Source organism: Mesorhizobium huakuii, from assembly GCF_030160235.1.
Classification (GTDB): Bacteria; Pseudomonadota; Alphaproteobacteria; order Rhizobiales; family Rhizobiaceae; genus Mesorhizobium; species Mesorhizobium huakuii.
The window spans coordinates 159,567-178,894 of record NZ_BSNY01000005.1 but is presented as its reverse complement, the minus strand read 5'-3'; the positions used below and the strand labels follow the sequence as shown (position 1 = coordinate 178,894).

Genomic DNA, 19,328 nt, shown 5'->3' with positions numbered 1-19,328 from the left:
CGGTGGAGGATTATCCGGCCCGTTCTCCCAGGCCGCGCATTTGCCGGATCCACTTCGCGCGAGTCGCATCGCTGGCGCCGGCGACCATGCCGAACAAAGTCTCGCGCACCGGACTGATGCCGACAAAATGCAGGATGCTCCGCCGCATGCCGGCCAGACCATGCCCAAGGAACCATAGGCGGTAAAGGACGGCAGGCATGCCCATCGTCACGACGACGCGTGCAGAGCGGCCGCCAAGCAATGTCTTGGTGAAGCCGCCGCCTTTGTCCGGGTAGGCAAAGGCAGTCCCTGGCCGCATGACCTGTTCCAGAAATGCCTTGAGCATGGCCGGCATGGTTCCGAGCCACAGTGGAAAGACAAAGACGATGTGTTCGGCCCAGACGATCGCGTCGGCGGCCTCCCTGAGGCCGGCGGGAACCGCACCATGCTCGAACTCCTGCATTGTCCGCAGCATTGGAAAATCAAGTGCTGCCAGATCAACCCGGCGCACGGCGTGTCCTGCCTTCTCCGCGCCTTCGCCATAGGCCTTGGCAAGGCCGCGGCAGAGCCGGTCCGGGGACGGGTCGGGATGGCCGACCACGATGAGGATGCGTCGTGACATGGTCTACGCGCAGCGAGCCTGTCGTCGCGGCGTCAAGGCCGCTCGACCCGTGCCACCTGGTAGGTGTGCATGGCCCCGTTGCGCTCGATCGACACATACTCGCCGGTCACGAACCGTTCGTCGCCGAGATGAAAGCCGATTTCGTCGTCGCGGTCGCCTTCGGCGTAGTCGAAATACCATTGCCCGCCCGGCTTGCGCCTCAGCCGGCCGATCAGGTCTTCCTCGCCGGTGCGGAAGCGGCGAACACGACAGGAAGCCCTGTGCGATTTCCACTCTTCCGCATCGATCCGGCCTTCGCCGGTCAGTGGCGCCAGCACGTCGTAGCCCTCTTCGCGGTCGCCTTCCGGGTGGCCCTTCTCACGGGCCAGAAGCAGCCGGACGTGGCGGAATTTGGGGGTGAGATCCTTCAGACTGGTCATGGCGAACTCCTTTCACGGAGTTTCATAGAGCGGTGGCTGGACCTGGCCCTTGATCCGCATCAAAGAAATCTCGGTCGCCGCACTTCCCTCAGGTGCCGAGCAACAGGATCGCGCAGATGCCCATGGTCGCGGAGATCAGGGTTGCGACCGCCAGTGGCAACCAGAATCGGACCGGACCGGCAAATACTGCGAGCGACAGCCGGCCGACCGCGTTTGCTGCCAGCGCCGCGAGCACGGCCTGGCCCACGGTTTCGATGGACACGGAATGCTTGACCAGGCGCAACGCGCCGAGCACCGCAACATCGACATCGAATGTACCTGCGAGCGCCGAACTCGCCAGCAAGCCGCGTCCGCCAAATTGAGCGGCCAATCCGGCGCTCGCGGTCGCAACGATCGCGAAGAGCAAGGCGAAGAGCAACAACGGGCCCAGTTCGAAGGGATTGCGCGCCATGTCACTCCCTTCGCCATTCCCTCTACCGCGAGTAAGCAGCAATGCGCCGCAGGCAGCGAAGGCGAGGGCCGCCGCCATGGCCGGAATGCCGACCCCGGCGAAGACACTTGGCTCGATGATCAGAACCACGGCGCAGACGCGGAGCACGGAAACCATTGCAGCCAATGATGCCGCCCCTGCGAGCGGCAGTGGATTGCTTGCCGAGGCGGCGTTGCGGGCAAGCGCCAGGGTCACGGCGGTGGAAGAGACGATCGCGCCGGCGAGCGAGCTGACGAGCAGGCCGCGCGTATTTCCCAGGATGCGAACAGCCACATAGCCGGCGAACGAAATCGAGGCCATCAGCACCGTCAGGAACCAGACCTCCCACGGATTGAAACCTCCCCACGGGTCCATCGTCCGGTTCGGCAGCAAGGGCAGCACGATCGCCGTCATCACAGCCAGGATCAGCGCCGATCGCAGTTCGATCCAGGTCAGTCGCTTCAGCAGGCCGTGCAGGATCTCCCGGCTGGCCAGGATTGCCGCCAACGCCGCCCCACCGGCTGCAGCCGCACGATAGTCGTCGGTGACCGAAAGCGCGCCCAGAGCAAAAACGCCAAGGCCCGCAATCACGCTGGTGACACTGAAATCCTCGTCATGGGCAGCTTCGCGCGCCTTGTACCAGGCAAAGATCGCGGCAAAGGCGATGAATCCGCCGACAAGCACCGATACCGCGCCGAGCGCGTTGGCGAGTGCGGCCAGAACGCCGCCGAGCAGGCCGGATATGCCAAAGGTGCGAATGCCCGCCGTGCGGCTGCGATCGGGCGCCTCCCGCTCCCGCCAGCCACGTTCCAGTCCAACGAGCAAGCCAATTGCCAGGGCCAGTGCGAGCCGGGCGATGAGTGGATCCATGGGGCGGCGGCTTTCAGGCGTCGACCGTCGGCAGGCGATCGCGAACCCACCTGACGATCTGGCCTGCCGTCATCGCGCCTGATGTGCGCGCGATTTCACGCCCGCCATGGAAGAGGATCATCGTCGGGATGCCGCGAATACCGAGCCTTGCCGCGACAGCCTGCTCATTGTCGGAATTGAGCTTGAGCAGGCGAACATGTGGCTCCAGTTCGCGCGCTGCCGCTTCGTAGGCCGGAGCCATCATCTTGCACGGGCCACACCATGGCGCCCAGACATCGACGACAACCGGGATACTGCTGCGCGCGGTCTGGTGGTCGAACGCCTTGGCGTCGACGTCCAGCGGGTGACCTGAAAACAGCCTGGTCCCGCACTTTCCGCATTTGGCCTCGTCGGCATTGCGGGCCGGCGGTAGACGATTGACCCCGCCGCATTTGCCGCAAACCACCAGATTCTGCTGTGCCATGGCCGTTCACCGATCCGTTGTTGTCCACTATGCGCGCCCGAGACGTCCGTCGCCAAGGGCGCGCAATGCGTTGAGGATGACCGCGACGTCGATCCCTTCCTGAAGCAAGGCACCTGCCACCGGAGCGATCTGCCCCATGGCCGCCGCGGCCATTGCCACACCCGAGAGCGCCAGCCCGACAACGATGCTCTGCAGGGCGATCGCGCGCGTCCGCCGGGCAATCCGCACCGCCTCGGCCACGGGTTCCAGCCGGTCCGCGAGAACGATGACATCGGCCGCTTCGGAAGAGGCCGTCGCCCCGCGCGCGCCCATGGCGACGCCGACCGTCGCGGCGGCAAGGGCGGGTGCATCGTTGATGCCATCGCCGACCATCATTGTCGGTGCCCTTGCCTTCTCGGCCTCAACCATCGCGACCTTATCCGCGGGAATGGCATCGGCGACGACGGCATCCAGATCCAGCATGGAAGAAACACGCTTTGCGGCTGCACCGTCATCACCCGTCAGCAGGACCAAGCGCGTGATGCCGGCCGAGCGCAGGTTGGCGAGCGTGTCATGTGCATCGGCACGCATGGCATCGCCGAAAGTAAACACGCCGGCAAGTCGTCCGTCGAGTGCGACAAAAACCCTGAGCACCGGCTCGTCCCGGTATTTTTCTTCGCCGCTTTTCGCCCAATCGGGCAGGGGCCTGTCGGTGAGCGCGAAAGCCCGCGATCCCGCCGCGATCGCCATGTTTTCGACCCGGCCCTTCAGGCCCGCGCCGCGGTATTCGCGGACATCTCGCGGATGCGAAAGCACCAGCTGTCTGCCGCGCGCTGTCCGCATGATCGAATCGGCGAGAACGTGGTGCGATGCCTGTTCCAGGGATGCCAACAGCCGCAGCAGATGGTTCGCGTCGCGGCCGGGCGCGACTTCGATTTCGATGAGCTCCGCGCCGCCGATGGTCAAGGTCCCCGTCTTGTCGAAGATCGCGGTTCGGACTTGCGCAAGGGCCTCCAGGGCCGCGCTGCCCTTCATCAGGATGCCGGCACGCGCGGCTCGCGAGACGCCGCCGATGAAGGCAACAGGGGCAGCGAGGATGAGCGGGCATGGCGTTGCGACGACCAGCACCGCAAGCGCTCTGACCGGGTCGCCGGAAACATACCAGGCGGCGCCGGAAACCAGCAGAGTGGCTGGCAGCAGGAACAGGGCAAAGCGATCCGCCATGCGAATGAACGGAGATTTCGCGGTCTGCGCCGCGGCGACCATGCGCACGATCGCGGCATAAGTGCTCTCTTCAGCGAGGGCCGAAGCCCGCATGCTGAAAGTCTCGCCCGCATTGACGGTGCCGCTGCGCAGCATGTCGCCCGCGGTCCGCGGTTCCGGCAGCGGCTCTCCGGTCACCGCCGACTCGTCGAGCGAGGCCGAAGCATCGAGCAGGATGCCATCGACGGGAAGCAGTTCGCCGGCGCGTACCAGAAGAGTGTCGCCGACAACGACCTCTTCGACGGAAATCCTTTCCGTTCCATGGGCGGATTCGCGGTGTGCGACACGCGGTGACCGGTCAGTGAGTGCCTTGAGGTTCCGCTCGGCACGGCCGCGGGCAAAATCCTCGAGCACGGTGCCGCCGGCATACATGATCGCGACCACTATCGCGGCCAGGGGTTGGCCAAGCAGCAGCGCGGCGGACATCGACACCAACGCAATGGCGTCGACGCCGAAGCGCCCAATCCAGAAATCGCGCAGAATGGAGACGGCAAGGGCCGCCACCACGGGCAAGGTCGCCACCGTCCAGATCATGTCGGCATCAAGAGGCCCTAGCCCGGTTCGCCAGGCTCCGATACCGCCAGCGAGACCCAGGATGGCGATGACCAGCAATGCGCGCCGCAGAGTGGACTCGTTCATGCGATGCCTTCCGATTTGATCGATGCTCGCCAATTTTCGCAAGCGCTTGCGGGCGCGTCGAACCCAGGCAAACAGCTAGTCCTGATAGCTGGTGAAGGCTTTGATCCAACGCAACGAACGGGCAAGATCGACAGGCGATGATCGCCAAGAACAGGAGATATTGGGGTGACGATCCGAAATCTCGAACGTGCGTTCGCCCCGAAGTCGGTCGCCATCTTTGGTGCATCAGCGCGTGGCGGTTCGGTCGGCCGTGTCGTGTTCGACAACATCATCAACGGCGGCTTCGAAGGCGAGATCTGGCCGGTCAACCCGAAATACTCGCAAGTCGCCGGTCGACGCTGTTATGCCGGGGCTGCCGATCTGCCTGATATTCCAGACCTCGGTGTCATCGTCACGCCGCCGGACACGGTTCCCCGCATCGTGCGCGAGCTCGGTGACAAGGGAACGCGGGCTGCGGTCGTGATCACCGCCGGGCTTACCCGCGAGAACGGCCTGCGTCAGGCCATGCTCGACGCTGCCAAGCCCACACTGTTCCGGATCATTGGCCCGAACACGGTCGGACTGATGATCCCGCCCGTCAAACTTGACGCCGGATTTGCGCATATGGCCGCCAAGCCCGGCAATATCGCGCTGCTGTCGCAATCGGGCGCCATCGCCACGTCGCTGATCGACTGGGCAGGCGATAACAATGTCGGCTTCTCGCAGATCGTCTCGCTCGGCGACATGGCCGATGTCGACGTGGGGGACTGCCTCGACATGCTGGCGGGCGACATGCACACCCACGCCATCGTGATGTATCTCGAAACCATTCCCAATCCGCGCAAGTTCATGTCGGCGGCGCGGGCCGCGGCACGTCTCAAGCCGGTGATCGTCATCAAGTCGGGCCGGCACGAGCAGGCGGCCAAGGCGGCCGCCACCCATACCGGCGCTCTGTCGGGCGCGGATCGTGTCGTCGACGCCGCATTGCTGCGCGCGGGCATCCTGCGCGTCAAAGGCCTGGCCGAGTTGTTCGACGCGGTTGAAACGACCGCCCGCTTTGCTCCGCTGGAGCGAGCCCGTGTCGGCATTGTCACCAATGGCGGCGGCGCCGGCGTGCTTGCCGTCGACCAGCTTGTCGACTGCAATGGGAAACTGGCCGAACTCTCGCTGGAAACGATTGCCCGCCTGGATGCCGTCCTGCCGGCCACATGGTCCCATGCCAATCCGGTCGACATCATCGGCGATGCTGCGCCTGAGCGCTACCGGGCAGCGGTCGAGGCCGTCGCGGCCGATGCCGGGACCGACGTTGTCCTGGTTATGAACTGCCCGACCGGGCTCGGCTCGCCGCTCGCCGCGGCTAGCGCGGTGGCAACGCTGGCGCAGGGCGGCAAGGTCGGCGGCAAGCCAGTCCTGACCTGCTGGCTTGGCGAACATACAGCGCGCGAAGGGCGACGTGTTCTTCAGGACGCGGGAATTGCCAGCCTCGAGACCCCTGCTGATGCCGCAATGGCCGTGTCCTATCTTGCCGACTGGTCGCGAGCCCAGCGAGCCCTGCTGCGCACGCCGTCGAGCCATGGCGAGGCCGCCGCGAGCGGTCGAGACGCGGTGCTTGCGATATTCAGGCAGGTCGCCAGGGAGGGCCGGCGAATGCTGACCGAACCCGAAGCCAAGGCGGCGATTTCCGCCTACGGCATCCCGGTGCCCGAAACGATCATCGCCAGGTCCCCCGCCGAAGCGGGGAAAGCAGCCAGCCGGCTTCTCAAGACGTCCGGGCAGGTCGTCGTCAAGCTGCTGTCGAAGGCGATCTCGCACAAGTCGGACATTGGCGGGGTGGTGCTCGGCATCGCAGCCGCGGCGGCAGCCGAGGAGGCAGCACGCTCAATCGAGGCCCGGGTGCGCAAGCGCGATCCTCGGGCCGATATCGAGGGTTATGCCGTACAGCCGATGGTGGTGCGAAAACAGGCTCAGGAGCTGATCCTTGGTGTCAGCCGCGATCCGATTTTCGGTCCGGTTCTGCTGTTCGGGGCGGGTGGCGTCGCCGTTGAGGTGATCGACGACACCGCGATCGCGTTGCCGCCACTCGACGACGTTCTTGCCGGCGACCTGATCGGGCAAACGCGGATCGGCCGGCTGCTCGCCGGATTCCGAGATCGCAAACCAGCGGATAGGCAGGCGATCGTTGCGGCGCTTAACGGCCTGTCGCAGATGGTCGTCGACTTTCCGTGCCTCGTATCAATGGACATCAATCCGTTGCTCGCCGACATCGACGGCGTGATCGCACTGGATGCGCGCATCGAGATCGAGCCGGAGCGGGTGGAAGAAGCCGGGCCGAATCCCGCGCTGTGCATCCGGCCTTACCCGTCAGGTTGGGAGAAGGAAATCTCGGCAGGTGGCGCTCAATATCATATCCGGCCGATCAGGCCGGCGGACATCGCGCTCTATCCCGAATTCCTCGGCAGGATTTCACCTGACGATCTGCGCCTGCGTTTCCTGTCGCCGCGCAAAAGCTTTTCCGACCAGATGTTGAAGCGGCTCACCCAGCTCGACTACGACCGCAACATGGCTTTCGTCGCATTGGACACGGGCACTGGCGCGCTGGCGGGCATCAGCCGCTTGTCTTGCGATCCCGACCACGTCAGCGCCGAATACGCATTGCTCGTGCGGACAGACTTGCAGGGGCACGGCCTGGGTTGGGAGTTGCTCAGCCAGATCGTCGATTATGCGAAGGCCGATGGGATCCGCCGCATCGAAGGTATAGTGCTCAGTGAAAACAGCAAGATGCTGGCAATGTGCCGTGAATTCGGCTTCTCCATCATGCATCTTCCGAACGACCCCGGCCTTGTCGAGGCCAAGCTCGAACTCGGTTGAGGTCGATCGTCCGCAACAATCAGGAGGCCGTGCGCAGGATCTCGGAAGCATCGCGCTCGCAACATCTCCTCAATTCCGCGACGATGTCGACGGGCTTTCGATCGGAATCGATCCTGAGCCAGCTGGCCTTGCCAGCTTTTCGCTGCAGTTGACGCGAGAGGATATCCACCGTGGCATCCGAGGGACCGCCCTTGCGTTCGCTGACCCGTCGCCAAAGGACGAGTGGATCCGCCTCCAGCCAGAAACCGGAGAATGGAATACCTCTGTCGCGCGCAGCCTTCTCGATTCGCTCACGATCTGCCGGTCTGTCGAAAACCGCATCGGCTACAACCGAGCCGCCCCCAGAGAGAATCAGGCCGGCGCGCCATGCCATTTCGTTGTAGACGCGGTCGGACACATCAGGTCGATAGGCCTTGTCCGGCAGCCTGGTCTCGGCCGGCACGCCGTGCATCGCTTTGCGGATGCGGTCGCTTTCGACAATGCGCGCGCCGGGCGGCGCACCGACATGGGCAGCGAGCGCCTCGGCAATGGTCGTCTTGCCGGAACCGCTGAGGCCGCCGATGGCAACGAGCCTCGGCGGTGTTTGCTGGAGAAATGTTCGGGCCAGTTCGAAATAGGATCGGGCCTCGGCGGTCAATTTGCCGGAATCGGCGCTGCCTTCCTCGACCTGGGTGGCGGTGACATGCGCGCGCACCGCCGCCCGCACCGCCATGAAAAAAGGCAGCAGGACAAAGCCATCCTCGTCATCGGCCTCGTCGAGGTAGCGGTTCATCACGAGATTGGCGAGCTGCGGAAAACCACGGTGCCAAAGGTCCATCAGCAGGAAGGCAAGGTCGTAGAGAACATCGATAGTGGCGATCTGATCGTTGAATTCGATGCAGTCGAAGAGGCGAGGTTCGCCATCGAAAAGGCAGATGTTGCGCAGGTGCAGATCGCCATGGCACCGGCGGATCTTGCCTGAGGCCTCCCGGCGGTCGAGCAATCCTGAATGGCGGGCAAGCGCGATGCGGAAAGCCCCGGCAAACGTCTCGATTTCGCGTTTTGTAAAGACATGACTGGTGCCAAAGCCGGCCTCGTTGATGTCGAGCACGCCCATCAGATTGAACGAGCCGGTGCCGTTGTGGATCTTCGGCGCGGCACGGTGGTATCCCACGATCATGCGTGCGACGGCCGTCATCACCGCTGGCGTCAGTTCTCCGGCACTCGCCATCCGATCGAGGAGCCTTGACTGATCGAACCGGACCATCTCGATCACTGCATCGACCATTTCGCCCGTGCCATCGAAAACGAGTTTGCCGTCGGCTTCGCGGGTGATCCGCCGCACTCCCAGATAGAGATCAGGTGCGGTCCTGCTGTTGAGTTCCACCTCTTTCTCGCAAGCGGCCAGCCTGAGCGTTGGCGTCGAGAAATCGACATAAGGCAGCTTGACCCCCCGCTTCATCTTGAAAGCGCGTTCGCCAACCAAGAAAATACGCGAGATATGGGTCTCGATCGCCTCGACCGGTCCGGTCATGCCATGAGAGGCGGGATCAAGCACGAACGCGGTAGCGGATTGCTGCTCGTCAACGACCATGTCCGGCCTCTTCGATGCCTGCGTCGCGCGGAGACTGTTTATGCCTTCTGTTTTCATTGCTGCAACGTCTCGACATAACCGGCCAGATCATGGATCCGTTCCCTGGTGACGATTTCCCCGGCATTCGGGCCATATTTCTTCACGTCGCCGGGAAGGAATTGCCGGCCCCAGACCGGCATGTCGCGATCGCCATGCGCCGGGACCATGCCGCGACCGTCGATGACGGCAAAGACGCGCCAATAAGGGAATTCGCCGCCATTGCGCCTGGAGAGGCGCGTCAGGTCGCTCGGCCGCTTCAACAACTGGTCGCCCAACGGGCCGTCGCCCTTGCCTTCTGGGCCATGGCAGACGGCGCATGAGTTCATGTATTCCGCCTTGCCGTTGCCGAGTTCCTGGGCGGCAGCTGCGTTGAGGGCCAATCCCGCCAGAATCGCCGTAATCAGGAATTTCATCCGCGTTTCCCCGATTGATCGACTGAAACCTACAGCCTTGGCTTCCCCGCACGTTGATGCGGATCAAATGCCGCCGCGGTCACGGTGTTTGACTCAGCGCAATGAAACCACCGGGCACCGCGCTAATGACTGACATCACGACTGAACCTTCACTCGAAATCAGGAGTCGCCACCGTGACTTTCAGGACACTGCTTACGGTTACCGGACCGAACCAGGGTGAGGGCGATCTGAAGCTCGCCGCTGACCTGTGCGAACAGATCGATGCGCACCTTTCCGTGCTCGTCCTCGAGATTGCCGCACCGCCCTCGGGAGGTGAGTATGCTGCTGTCGTCTCACCAGCCTGGCTTGAGGAGCGTCAGGCCGAGTTGAAGAGGCTTGAGAAACGAATTTCGGATGTCACCGCCTTTCTTTTCCGGAGCGCGGTATCGGCTGATCTGAGCGACGACTATCCCGACATTGGATGGGCTGACGACGTCATCGGGAGGCGTGCCCGCTACGCCGATCTGACCATTCTGGGGCCGGATCTGCTGGCAAGCCACACTCTGAAGGATAAGGTCATCGAGGGCGTGTTGTTCTCATCGGGAAAGCCCATGCTGCTGGTTCCCGAGGGCTCGCGGCCAACGCTGACACCGAAACGCATCCTGGTCGCATGGGACGCTCGCGTTGAGTCATCGCGCGCTGTTCGCGAGTCGCTCGACCTGCTGAAAGGCGCCGACGACGTGCGCCTCGTCATGGTCGATCCGCTGGAGGACGAATTCCATCACGGGGCTGAACCTGGGGCCGATGCCGCGACCTATCTCGCCCGGCACGGCGTGAAGGTTACGGTCGACCGGCTGCCGAGCTCGAACCATTCGGTTGCCGAGGTGCTTCGCCAGCATGCCGGCGACGTTGCGGCCGAGCTGATGGTCATGGGCGCCTACGGCCACTCCCGGTTGCGCGAGCGTATTTTCGGCGGCGTCACCAAGTCGATGATTGAGGGACAATCGCTGCCGGTCTTGATGGCAAGATAACAATTCACGCGAGGAAAAACGGTCCGACGCAGTTTGCGCCGGACCGCTCCCATTCTTGTATGAAGGGTTGTGAACCTACTCGCTCGCCTCTCGTCCCGACACCTGCTCGATCAGGATCCGGAAGAAGACATGTGGTGCGCCGTCGGCCGTGGGAGGCGCGACCGGCTTAAGTGCGCCAGGTTCCCACCAGTCGCTGTGCTTACTCAACACCGACCAGGCATGATCCCGCTCGAGCTTGTGGCCGATCCGGTCCGGCAGCTCTTCATATCGGCCATCGACAATGACGCTTCTCCATCCTCGGCCCTGGCCGTGTTCGTCAACCTGCACGGACACCAGCGGATTGGCTCGCATCCATTCGATCTTTTTGCCCGGCATGGAAAAAGCGTAAAGATGAGCATCAGAATGGGCATAGTGGATGGGCACGACGTAGGGCTGTCCATCCTTCGCGCATGCCAGTCGGCCAACACGGTTGGCTGTCAGGATCTTCGTGCATTCCAAGGCAGAAAGCGTGCGGACCAGCATCAATGTGATCTCCTGTTCTTCTCGGCCGTCGACCGGTCGCCGACCATATCGCGCCTGCGCGACTTGTGCATCTGGCTAGCCTCATCCAGCGTCGCGGTCACTTCGCTGTCGGAAAGCTGCGGGAACCGCAGATAATGATAGCCCAATGCACGGAACCGCCCTGGCTGGCTAAGACATACCACGCGATCAGCCTCTGTCGCCAAATCGGCCAATGTATCGGGGGGAGACACGGGAACCGCCACGATGATCTCCCTGGGCGCCCGGTGCCTGAGCGCGCGTATGGCGACCTTCATGGTCGTGCCCGTTGCTGCCCCGTCGTCGACGAGGATCACCGTCTTGCCTGCGACTGACAACGACCTGCGATTGCCCTTGTAGGCGAGGCGTCGACGTTCGAGTTCGGGGCGTTCGAGAGCAACCAGCGCGGCAAGTTCGGCATCGTCGAGCGCATAGGTCTCAACGATCTCCCGATTGAGCACGACGTCGGGCGGATTGCCATCCACGACGGCGGCAACCGCCAGTTCCGCGTTGCCCGGAGCACCGACTTTGCGGACGATGAGTACGTCGAGAGGCGCGCCCAGGGCTTTTGCCACTTCTGCGGCGACCGGAACCCCACCGCGCGGCAGCGCCAGAACGATCGGCTGGCAAAGGTCGAGCCCGGCCAATTCGATGCCGAGTCTCTCTCCAGCCTGCTTGCGGTCGCGAAACATTGTTCAATCAACGGGCCAGAGTTCGCGAAGGGACTTCTTCATCGAGTTTCTCACCTGGGTGATCTCGCCATGCGATATATGGCGATCGAGCAGCTTGAACACCGCGCTGATGGCGACGTCGAAATCGATGTCGTCATCGTAGCCGAAACTGTTCCTGACGCTGAGGACAAAATCACGCTTCTTGCGCTCATGCTCGGGCGCCGATGGCTCCCAGCCCTCGAAATAAATGCCGCGAATCAAAACGGGCAGTTGCGCCGAGAAATCGGCCATTTCCGCTGGCGGCAGCCAATCTCGCATCGTGTGCAGGACGGACCTTAGAAGCCGGCAGGCACTTGGCTCGCTCCAGCGCAGGTCCGCGGCGAGCTCCTTTACCCACTGCTGTGCCTGCTGCGCGGCCTGGGTAAAGCCGGAAAAGGAAGTGTGGGACATGTGGCTCATGGTTCTACTCCTGAAAATTCAGAGGAAGCCGAAATGAATGAAAGCTGTTGAGTACACGGCGGCTTCAGCCTCCGGCCTTGGCCATGACCAGCGGAATGACCCGGTCGCTCTTGGCGACGGCGGGGCGTCCTGCCGAGCCGTAGGGAATGCCGAGCGCATCCCAGGTCTCGACCAGCGCATCCTGCAGCTCGGCGATCAGTCGATCGGAATGGAACGGCGTCGGCGTGATGCGCAGCCGCTCGGTGCCGCGCGGCACGGTCGGGTAGTTGATCGGCTGGATGTAGATGCCGTGCATGCCAAGCAGGCGGTCGCTGGCCATCTTGCAGAGCTCCGGATCGCCAACCAGCAGCGGCACGATATGGGTCGGAGACTCCATCACCGGCAGGCCGGCGGCAGAGAGGATCTGCTTGGTTCGGCTCGCCTGCTGCTGCTGGGCGTCGCGCTCGGCCTGCGAGTTCTTGAGATGGCGGATCGAGGTGGTGGCCGCGGCCGCGATCGCCGGCGGCAGCGCCGTGGTGAAGATGAAGCCCGGCGCATAGGAGCGCACCGCGTCGATGACGGCACTGGTGCCGGTGATGTAGCCGCCCAACGTGCCGAACGCCTTGGCGAGCGTGCCTTCGATGATGTCGATGCGGTCGGCCAGGCCCTCACGCTCGGTGATGCCGCCGCCGCGCGGTCCGTACATGCCGACAGCATGGACCTCGTCGATATAGGTCATGGCGTTGTAGCGCTCGGCGAGCTCGACGATCTCCCGGATCGGCGCGATGTCGCCATCCATCGAATAGACGCTCTCGAAGACGATCAGCTTGGCGCGTTCGCGCCCCGCCGCCTGCAGCAGGTTTTCCAGATGCGCGACGTCATTGTGCCGGAAGATCTTCTTCTCGGCGCCGGAGCGCCTAACACCTTCGATCATCGAGGCGTGGTTCAGTTCGTCCGAGATGATCAGGCAATTAGGCAGAAGCCGGGCAATGGTCGAGATCGAGGCTTCGTTGGAGACGAAGCCGGAGGTGAAGACCAGGGCCGCGTCCTTGCCGTGCAGGTCGGCAAGCTCATGCTCGAGCTCGACCAGGGGGTTGGAGGTGCCGGAAATGTTGCGGGTGCCGCCGGCGCCCGACCCCATCTTGCCGGCCGCGTCCTGGAACGCGGCGATAACGTCTGGATGCTGGCCCATGCCGAGATAGTCGTTGGAGCACCAGACGGTGATTTCCTCGGCGCGGCCGCCTGCGCGCCAGATGGCGCGCGGAAACTTGCCCGCGATGCGCTCGAGGTCGGCGAAGACACGATAGCGACGCTCCGCGTGGAGCTGGTCGATCGCTTCTTCGAAGAACCGCTGGTAGTTCATGTCGGCACTCCTTTTCTGTGGAACGATCGCAGGTGTCGGCGCACCGGTTCCTCGCTCATTTGGCGAGGCTAGACGTAACCCCTTGCGGGAAGGGGCGACCTTGATTCATGTCAACTTCAGGGGCGAAGGTATTTTTGCTCAGTTCGATATGAACCGATGCAGCGATCCGTTGCGCAGCACAGAATGCATCACGCCGCCAAAGGCCATTTCACGGACACGGCTGTGGCCGTAACCGCCCAGAACAATCAGATCAGCCGCAATCTCCTGGCCAATCCGGAGGGCTGCCGGCAAAGGTCATAGGGGTTGATCCTGATCAACGACCCCAAGGCGAATGGCATTAGCTTTGCGGCTTCTCGCAACGGAGCAGTCGATCATGCACAGCCACCCAGAACCGCCGCGATCCGGCACGCAACTGCTGCCAATGGCGGAGAATGGCCAGAAGGTGGTTCTTGCCGCCGTGTCACTTCAGGCGCACGCCTTCAAGGCGATGATGCGCTATCAGATCGAAACGCTTGCCTTCCTGAGGCATCGTTGCGAGCAGGATATCAAGCTGGCGGACGATCTCATCGGCGGTCCTGAATTCAATGACGCCTTCGAGGTTGTCTCCACCTTCCTGCAGAATGCGGCCTCGGAATATGTCACCGAAGCCGGCAAGGTTGCGACACTGACGTCCAAGCTTGCGTCGGAAGCGGCCGGGCTGGTGCGCAAGGAAGCCAGAACCGCGATTGAAGACATAGCGGTGAGGACAGTCGCCTAGTCGGAAATGCGGAGGCTTGCAGCCATGAACACCCGTATGGACAATGGCAGACGCAGATATGACGCGCGGCTTTCCGTGTTGGTGGCGGTTTTGCTTGGCTGCGTGCCGCCAGCCTTGGCAAATGGCTCGGTCGAACGCGGCAAGGCGTTGGTTGAGTTCAATTGCTCCGGTTGCCACGCCGTCGGCAGAACCGACAAGAGCAGCCATCCGGATGCGCCCGCCTTTCGCACCTTGTCGAAGCGCTATCCGATCGCGGATCTCGAGGAAGCTCTCGCAGAAGGCATCTCGACTGGACATCCGGACATGCCTGAGTGGGTTGCGAGCCCTGACCAGATCGAGGCGATCATCGCCTATATCAGCAGCCTACAGCAACCGTGATCGGGGCCTAAGCAAGAGCAGGCAGAGCTGGGGCAAGACCCGATCAGGGCACGCAAGAACGACCTCATGCCGACGGCGATCGGGGCGATCCCACAAAATGATGTAAATCAAAGCGCGGCCCATCGTTTGCGAACATCTTGATGCGATGTGGAAGCTAATCCTAAACGCTCCGTTTGGTCGCGATCTCGAACTTGCCGTCCTTGATGAGGACGGCGAGCACGCGCTTGTATTCCCCTGCCGGAGGGTGAGGGAGGGTTGGATGAACGTGACCACTGGCGCTCGAGTCGATATCCGACCGACTCATTGGCGCGATTGGGTGACGGAGAAAAGACTCAACGAGGACGACGGACTTCAGCCCAGCCGGTAAGTCTAGGATTTGGACTCCACGATAAGCGCCATGCGCACGAGGTGTGACAGGCTGCCTGCCGCCATCTTGCTCATGACATTGGCCCGGTGGATTTCGACGGTGCGCGGGCTGATGCCCAGATCATAGGCGATTGTCTTGTTCGGCAGGCCAGACACAAGCCCATCAAGCACCTGTCGCTCACGTTCCGACAAGGTGGTCAGACGATCGCGGATATCCGCGGACTGGGGATGCGCCGCATGTGCCTGGTTGCGGTTGGCCAATGCGGAACGGATCGCTTCGATCAGCATCTCGTCATCGAAAGGCTTCTCGATGAAGTCGGCTGCTCCCTCCTTCATCGCCTGGACGGCGAGCGCCACATCGGCATGGCCTGTCATGACAATAACCGGAATCGTATGGCCGCCGGCTCTGAGCTGCCGCAGGAACTCGATACCGTCTATGCCCGGCATGCGCACGTCTGTGACGATGCAGCCGTCGAGCTTGCCCGTTGCCGTTGACAGAAAAGCCGTGGCCGATTCGTGCAAGCGCACCGCGAAATCCGCTGTTGCCAGAAGAAAACCGAGCGACTTGCGAACGTCCACATCGTCGTCGACCACGTGCACCAGATCACTGCCGACCATTTGTGACCTCTTCCCTCTCAACGATCCGCAAGGTGAACCGGAAAGCCGTCCCGCCGGTCGGCATTGCCTCCGCCCATATGTGGCCGCCGTGCGATTCAACGATGGTGCGGCAAATCGAAAGCCCGACACCCATGCCTTGCTTCTTGGTGGTCACAAATGGCTGGAAGAGTTGCGCCGAAACCTCCGGGGCAAGGCCCGGGCCGGTATCGATCACGCTCACCTCGGCCATTCCATCATCGCGGGCGACAGTTGTGACCTTCAATTCGCGGCGTGGCGCGCCTTGCATTGCCTCCACCGCATTGCGCATCAGATTGAGCAGAACCTGCTGGATCTGGATGCGGTCGGTCAAGACCAGTTCGGCGGCAGGGTCGAGCTTGTAGCTGACGAGGACATTTATCTCCCTTGCTCCGACCAGTGCCAGGGACGAGGCTTCCTCGATCAGCGTCGGCAGCCGTTCGACCTGACGCTCGCTTTCGCCTCTTGCAACGAAATCCCTCAAATGCCTGATGACGTTTCCTGCCCTCAGGGCCTGCTCGGCCGCTTTCTCCACGGCATCCCGCAGCATGGGCGCATTTTCTTCCTTGCTGTTCTCTAGAAGTCGCCGGCTGCCTTTCAGATAGTTCGTGATCGCGGTGAGCGGCTGGTTGATCTCATGGGCCAATGTCGACGCCATTTCGCCGAGCGCGGTAAACCGCGCCATATGGAGAAGCTCCTGCTGCTGCTCCTGGATTCTTGCTTCCGCCCGATGGCGTTCGGTCAGGTCGCGGCAGAAGCCGGTGAAGAAGCGTCCGGTTCCGGGGTGCATCTCGCCGACGGAAAGCTCCATCGGGAAAGTCGTGCCATCCTTGCGTGCCCCGGTAACGGTGCGACCGAGCCCGATGATCCGGCGCTCTCCTGTCGTCAGGTAGCGAAGCAGATAGGCATCATGCTCGTCGCGATAGGGCGAAGGCATCAGCATATTGACGTTTTGCCCGATGACTTCGCTTGACTGATAGCCGAACAGCATTTCGGCAGCGGTGCTGAAGGACTGGATTCGCCCCTGCTCGTCGATGACAACCATGGCGTCGGGCACCGTAGCCAGGATCGAACGCAGATGATCCTCGCGCAACCGGAGGGCGGCGTTCGCAAAGGAGAGCTCGCTGACATCCGTGCCTTCAATGAAGATCGCCGTGATCCGCCCACTGTCGCCCTTGATCGGCTGATAGACGAAATCCAGGATGCGCTCTTCGATCGGCCCGTCTTCACGGTTGCGGAGGCCGACCTTCACACCTTGGCCCCGATAAGGCTCGCCGGTCCTGTGCACATGGTCCAGATGCTCGAAAAACTCGTGTCCCTCGAGTTCCGGAAAGGCCTCGCGGACGGGCTTCCCAATGACTTGCCGGTGTCCGATCAGCCTTTGGTAGGCCGCATTGGTCAATTCGAAGACATGGTCCGGTCCTTGCAGGAGCGCCATGAAGCCCGGGGCCTGCTCGAACATCTGCGACAGGACTGATTTCAGCATCGTCCCGTCGGCCGACAAAATAAGCGCTTCCTCTTGGCACACCTGCTGACGTCCTTGGAATCGAAACACTTGCCGAAGACGTAGTTATCACTTCTAGCCACACACGCAAAACGGATCGGGGCTCCGCGTTGAATGCCACCGTCAGGTCATTTGACGCGCATCAAGGTGCCGGGCGCCGGCGAATGCAATTCATTGCGCATTCCTCCGTTTCAGAAAAGGGGCCGGCAATGTCCTACAAGTCGATCATCGTAAACCTCGCGGTGGATGCACCTCCCGCGCCCATCGTAAAGGTCGGGGTCGAGCTGGCGGAACGGTTTGGGGCCCGTCTCATCGGTCTGGCGGCCGCGGATGTACCGCCGCTGGTCGCGACTGGACAGGGCATGGTCTACGAAGGCGAGATCATACAGATCCAGCGCACGGAAATCGAAAAACGGCTTGCAGAACTGCGAGCCGAATTCGAAAGGCTGGTTCCGGCTTCGATCTTCAGCGAGTGGGGCCAAGCTGTTTGCAGCCCGACCCGTTTCCTCAGTGTTTCAGCCAGGGCGGCCGACCTCGTCGTTACCGGCGAGGCAGGAGACAATGTGTTTCGCGCCGTGGATATCGGCAGCCTGGCACTTGGTGCCGGGCGCCCGGTCCTGGCCGTCGCGAGCAATGTCGAACATGTCCGTGCAAAGACTGTTCTCGTTGCCTGGAAGGATACCCGGGAGGCGCGCCGGGCCATCGTGGATGCGTTGCCCTTCATGGCCAAAGCCAGCGAAGTCGTGGTCGCCACAATCGATATGTCACGCGACGAAAGCATTCGTGACAGCCTCGCCGATGTGGCGGCTTTTCTGGAACATCATGGCATCATGGCGCGAACCGAACTGATTGCCGGCGAGGCTGATGGCGATCGCCTTGTGTCCTTCGCACGCTCGATTCATGCGGACCTGATCGTCTCCGGCGCGTACGGCCACAGCCGCTTGCGGGAATGGGCATTCGGCGGCGTCACCCGCTCGCTGATCGCCGACAACGGCATCAATCGCTTCATGTCCTATTGAACATCGGCATCCTCAGTCCGCCATCAGCGGCCTGGAACGATAGCTGGGCGTATCGACCGTTGACCGAGATCAATGCATTGGTCGCCAACATGGCGATGATGGTTGAGAAACGGGAGTGACCAACGTGACCCTTCTCGACTACCTGATTTCAGTGGATGCAAGGACGGCCCTGATGGGCCGCATGATGCGGAAGCTCGGCGTCGACAAACAATTGCATGTTGTCGCCGACCATGCAGCCGTTACCAATCGGGCGGTGGACCGCTGCCGTTCCTGCGGGCACCAGGATGAATGCTCGATCTGGCTTGACGAACACCAGCAAGCCGATGATCCGCCGGACTACTGCCGCAACCGCGACCTGATCGCACGGTTGCAGCATGCGGCTGGCCAACGGTAGTGCCATCGGGCATTTTGCGCCCCGACGATATCGTGGCTTGGGCAAAAGGTTTGACGTCTGTGTTGCGATGACCGCCAATGCGAACGGAACTTTGCAACCGATAGGCTTACATCCACGGGGTCGGGCAGTTTGGATACCCTGTTTTTTCTGAAAGCGTTTCTGCTTTTTCTCGCGCCAGGGCCAACCAACGCTCTTTTGATGGCAGGGTCGGTCAAGCGAGAGAAGGCGGTCAGGCTCTTGGCCGCGCAGGCATGCGGATACGCAATAGCAGCCGCCTCATGGTTTTCGTTGCGCCCCTGGGTGCCGCCCGGGGCCTTGCAGGCACTCAAGCTGGTCGCAGCCGGATGGCTCGTGGTCCTTGGCCTGCGCCTGATAGCGAGTGCCAGGGTCGGCACATCCAAAGAGGGCGACGCCATTTCCGTTCTGGCAACCAGTGTCCTCAATCCCAAGGCGTTTATCTATTGCCTGGCAATCGTGCCGATGGGCGTCGGGCCACGCGCCTTGGGGATTTTCTGGATCATGCTTCTGATGATCACGGCTGCCACGGGATCGGCGTGGCTTGTGCTCGGCAGGCGGCTTGGTGAGGACGCAAGAATGGCGGACAGGGTCGCGGGCGCGGCGCTTATCGCGTTTGCCCTTTTGCTGCTTCGGCCATTGATACCCGTGCTCGCGACATAGGCAG

20 protein-coding genes are annotated in these 19,328 nt (G+C 62.5%); 7 read left to right on the top strand and 13 right to left on the bottom strand.

The window, feature by feature from the left end:
• Nucleotides 1-10 precede the first annotated feature (10 nt).
• From QQK95_RS01235 to QQK95_RS01215, 5 genes are all read right to left on the bottom strand, one after another.
• Nucleotides 11-601 carry an NAD(P)H-dependent oxidoreductase gene (locus QQK95_RS01235; protein WP_284267990.1) on the bottom strand — a complete coding sequence of 197 codons (591 nt, stop codon included), beginning with the start codon at nt 599-601 and terminating at the stop codon, nt 11-13.
• Between the two features lie 32 nt (nt 602-633).
• Nucleotides 634-1,020 carry a hypothetical protein gene (locus QQK95_RS01230; RefSeq protein ID WP_095775423.1) on the bottom strand — a complete coding sequence of 129 codons (387 nt, stop codon included), beginning with the start codon at nt 1,018-1,020 and terminating at the stop codon, nt 634-636.
• Between the two features lie 88 nt (nt 1,021-1,108).
• Nucleotides 1,109-2,359 carry an MgtC/SapB family protein gene (locus tag QQK95_RS01225; RefSeq protein WP_284267983.1) on the bottom strand — a complete coding sequence of 417 codons (1,251 nt, stop codon included), beginning with the start codon at nt 2,357-2,359 and terminating at the stop codon, nt 1,109-1,111.
• 13 nt (nt 2,360-2,372) lie between these two features.
• Nucleotides 2,373-2,822 carry a thioredoxin TrxC gene (gene trxC, locus QQK95_RS01220; protein WP_284267952.1) on the bottom strand — a complete coding sequence of 150 codons (450 nt, stop codon included), beginning with the start codon at nt 2,820-2,822 and terminating at the stop codon, nt 2,373-2,375.
• A gap of 27 nt (nt 2,823-2,849) precedes the next feature.
• Nucleotides 2,850-4,703 carry a heavy metal translocating P-type ATPase gene (locus QQK95_RS01215; protein WP_284267950.1) on the bottom strand — a complete coding sequence of 618 codons (1,854 nt, stop codon included), beginning with the start codon at nt 4,701-4,703 and terminating at the stop codon, nt 2,850-2,852.
• Between the two features lie 165 nt (nt 4,704-4,868).
• Here QQK95_RS01215 and QQK95_RS01210 point away from each other — a divergent pair, with 165 nt between their 5' ends.
• On the top strand, nt 4,869-7,550 hold the full coding sequence (locus QQK95_RS01210; RefSeq protein WP_284267947.1) for a bifunctional acetate--CoA ligase family protein/GNAT family N-acetyltransferase: 2,682 nt from the start codon (nt 4,869-4,871) through the stop codon (nt 7,548-7,550).
• Between the two features lie 19 nt (nt 7,551-7,569).
• Here the strand turns inward: QQK95_RS01210 and QQK95_RS01205 are convergent, their stop codons facing one another.
• Nucleotides 7,570-9,123: a bifunctional aminoglycoside phosphotransferase/ATP-binding protein gene (locus QQK95_RS01205; RefSeq protein WP_409371641.1), complete on the bottom strand. Its 1,554-nt coding sequence runs from the start codon at nt 9,121-9,123 to the stop codon at nt 7,570-7,572.
• A 53-nt stretch (nt 9,124-9,176) separates the two neighbouring features.
• Nucleotides 9,177-9,575: a c-type cytochrome gene (locus QQK95_RS01200; RefSeq protein ID WP_284267944.1), complete on the bottom strand. Its 399-nt coding sequence runs from the start codon at nt 9,573-9,575 to the stop codon at nt 9,177-9,179.
• Between the two features lie 174 nt (nt 9,576-9,749).
• Between QQK95_RS01200 and QQK95_RS01195 the strand changes: the two genes are divergently transcribed.
• Complete coding sequence (locus QQK95_RS01195; RefSeq protein WP_284267942.1) at nt 9,750-10,586, top strand: universal stress protein; 837 nt, start codon at nt 9,750-9,752, stop codon at nt 10,584-10,586.
• 75 nt (nt 10,587-10,661) lie between these two features.
• On the opposite strand, the gene QQK95_RS01190 is transcribed toward QQK95_RS01195, so the two are convergent.
• The 4 genes from QQK95_RS01190 to hemA all read right to left on the bottom strand — a co-directional run bounded on the left by QQK95_RS01190 (nt 10,662) and on the right by hemA (nt 13,595).
• Complete coding sequence (locus QQK95_RS01190; RefSeq protein ID WP_284267940.1) at nt 10,662-11,108, bottom strand: pyridoxamine 5'-phosphate oxidase family protein; 447 nt, start codon at nt 11,106-11,108, stop codon at nt 10,662-10,664.
• Nucleotides 11,108-11,815, bottom strand: a complete 708-nt coding sequence (locus tag QQK95_RS01185; RefSeq protein ID WP_284267938.1) for a phosphoribosyltransferase — start codon at nt 11,813-11,815, stop codon at nt 11,108-11,110. The genes QQK95_RS01190 and QQK95_RS01185 overlap by 1 nt, the downstream gene beginning before the upstream one ends.
• A 3-nt stretch (nt 11,816-11,818) precedes the next feature.
• Entirely contained in the window at nt 11,819-12,253 is a 435-nt protein-coding gene (locus QQK95_RS01180; RefSeq protein ID WP_284267936.1) for a DUF2267 domain-containing protein, read from the bottom strand.
• A gap of 64 nt (nt 12,254-12,317) precedes the next feature.
• Nucleotides 12,318-13,595 (bottom strand): 5-aminolevulinate synthase, encoded by a 1,278-nt coding sequence (hemA, locus tag QQK95_RS01175; RefSeq protein ID WP_284267934.1) that lies wholly within the window; start codon nt 13,593-13,595, stop codon nt 12,318-12,320.
• A 373-nt stretch (nt 13,596-13,968) separates the two neighbouring features.
• Between hemA and QQK95_RS01170 the strand changes: the two genes are divergently transcribed.
• Together QQK95_RS01170 and QQK95_RS01165 are read left to right on the top strand one after the other, a co-directional pair.
• Nucleotides 13,969-14,352 carry a phasin family protein gene (locus tag QQK95_RS01170; protein WP_284267932.1) on the top strand — a complete coding sequence of 128 codons (384 nt, stop codon included), beginning with the start codon at nt 13,969-13,971 and terminating at the stop codon, nt 14,350-14,352.
• A 24-nt stretch (nt 14,353-14,376) separates the two neighbouring features.
• Nucleotides 14,377-14,730, top strand: coding sequence for a c-type cytochrome (locus tag QQK95_RS01165; RefSeq protein WP_284267930.1), 354 nt, complete (start codon nt 14,377-14,379; stop codon nt 14,728-14,730).
• 369 nt (nt 14,731-15,099) lie between these two features.
• Here QQK95_RS01165 and fixJ read toward each other — a convergent pair whose 3' ends face one another.
• Both fixJ and QQK95_RS01150 read right to left on the bottom strand, forming a co-directional pair.
• A complete protein-coding gene (fixJ, locus tag QQK95_RS01155) occupies nt 15,100-15,714 on the bottom strand; it encodes a response regulator FixJ (RefSeq protein ID WP_284267926.1) in 615 nt (204 codons plus the stop codon).
• A complete protein-coding gene (locus QQK95_RS01150) occupies nt 15,701-17,215 on the bottom strand; it encodes a PAS domain S-box protein (protein WP_284267924.1) in 1,515 nt (504 codons plus the stop codon). Before QQK95_RS01150 ends, fixJ begins: the two co-directional genes overlap by 14 nt.
• Nucleotides 17,216-17,442: 227 nt before the next feature.
• Between QQK95_RS01150 and QQK95_RS01145 the strand changes: the two genes are divergently transcribed.
• The 3 genes from QQK95_RS01145 (at nt 17,443) to QQK95_RS01135 (ending at nt 19,324) form a co-directional block, all read left to right on the top strand.
• Entirely contained in the window at nt 17,443-18,252 is an 810-nt protein-coding gene (locus QQK95_RS01145) for a universal stress protein (RefSeq protein WP_284267922.1), read from the top strand.
• Nucleotides 18,253-18,367: 115 nt separating this feature from the next.
• Nucleotides 18,368-18,646: a DUF6455 family protein gene (locus tag QQK95_RS01140; RefSeq protein ID WP_284267920.1), complete on the top strand. Its 279-nt coding sequence runs from the start codon at nt 18,368-18,370 to the stop codon at nt 18,644-18,646.
• Between the two features lie 129 nt (nt 18,647-18,775).
• Entirely contained in the window at nt 18,776-19,324 is a 549-nt protein-coding gene (locus QQK95_RS01135; RefSeq protein ID WP_284267918.1) for a hypothetical protein, read from the top strand.
• The last annotated feature ends 4 nt before the right edge of the window (nt 19,325-19,328 follow it).

Bases quoted from the DNA above. Each gene is read 5' to 3' on its own strand.
- QQK95_RS01235 (WP_284267990.1), bottom strand. From the start codon at position 601: ATGTCACGACGCATCCTCATCGTGGTCGGCCATCCCGACCCGTCCCCG.
- QQK95_RS01230 (WP_095775423.1), bottom strand. From the start codon at position 1,020: ATGACCAGTCTGAAGGATCTCACCCCCAAATTCCGCCACGTCCGGCTG.
- QQK95_RS01225 (WP_284267983.1), bottom strand. From the start codon at position 2,359: ATGGATCCACTCATCGCCCGGCTCGCACTGGCCCTGGCAATTGGCTTG.
- trxC (WP_284267952.1), bottom strand. From the start codon at position 2,822: ATGGCACAGCAGAATCTGGTGGTTTGCGGCAAATGCGGCGGGGTCAAT.
- QQK95_RS01215 (WP_284267950.1), bottom strand. From the start codon at position 4,703: ATGAACGAGTCCACTCTGCGGCGCGCATTGCTGGTCATCGCCATCCTG.
- QQK95_RS01205 (WP_409371641.1), bottom strand. From the start codon at position 9,123: ATGGTCGTTGACGAGCAGCAATCCGCTACCGCGTTCGTGCTTGATCCC.
- QQK95_RS01200 (WP_284267944.1), bottom strand. From the start codon at position 9,575: ATGAAATTCCTGATTACGGCGATTCTGGCGGGATTGGCCCTCAACGCA.
- QQK95_RS01190 (WP_284267940.1), bottom strand. From the start codon at position 11,108: ATGCTGGTCCGCACGCTTTCTGCCTTGGAATGCACGAAGATCCTGACA.
- QQK95_RS01185 (WP_284267938.1), bottom strand. From the start codon at position 11,815: ATGTTTCGCGACCGCAAGCAGGCTGGAGAGAGACTCGGCATCGAATTG.
- QQK95_RS01180 (WP_284267936.1), bottom strand. From the start codon at position 12,253: ATGAGCCACATGTCCCACACTTCCTTTTCCGGCTTTACCCAGGCCGCG.
- hemA (WP_284267934.1), bottom strand. From the start codon at position 13,595: ATGAACTACCAGCGGTTCTTCGAAGAAGCGATCGACCAGCTCCACGCG.
- QQK95_RS01170 (WP_284267932.1), top strand. From the start codon at position 13,969: ATGCACAGCCACCCAGAACCGCCGCGATCCGGCACGCAACTGCTGCCA.
- QQK95_RS01165 (WP_284267930.1), top strand. From the start codon at position 14,377: ATGAACACCCGTATGGACAATGGCAGACGCAGATATGACGCGCGGCTT.
- fixJ (WP_284267926.1), bottom strand. From the start codon at position 15,714: ATGGTCGGCAGTGATCTGGTGCACGTGGTCGACGACGATGTGGACGTT.
- QQK95_RS01150 (WP_284267924.1), bottom strand. From the start codon at position 17,215: ATGCTGAAATCAGTCCTGTCGCAGATGTTCGAGCAGGCCCCGGGCTTC.
- QQK95_RS01145 (WP_284267922.1), top strand. From the start codon at position 17,443: ATGTCCTACAAGTCGATCATCGTAAACCTCGCGGTGGATGCACCTCCC.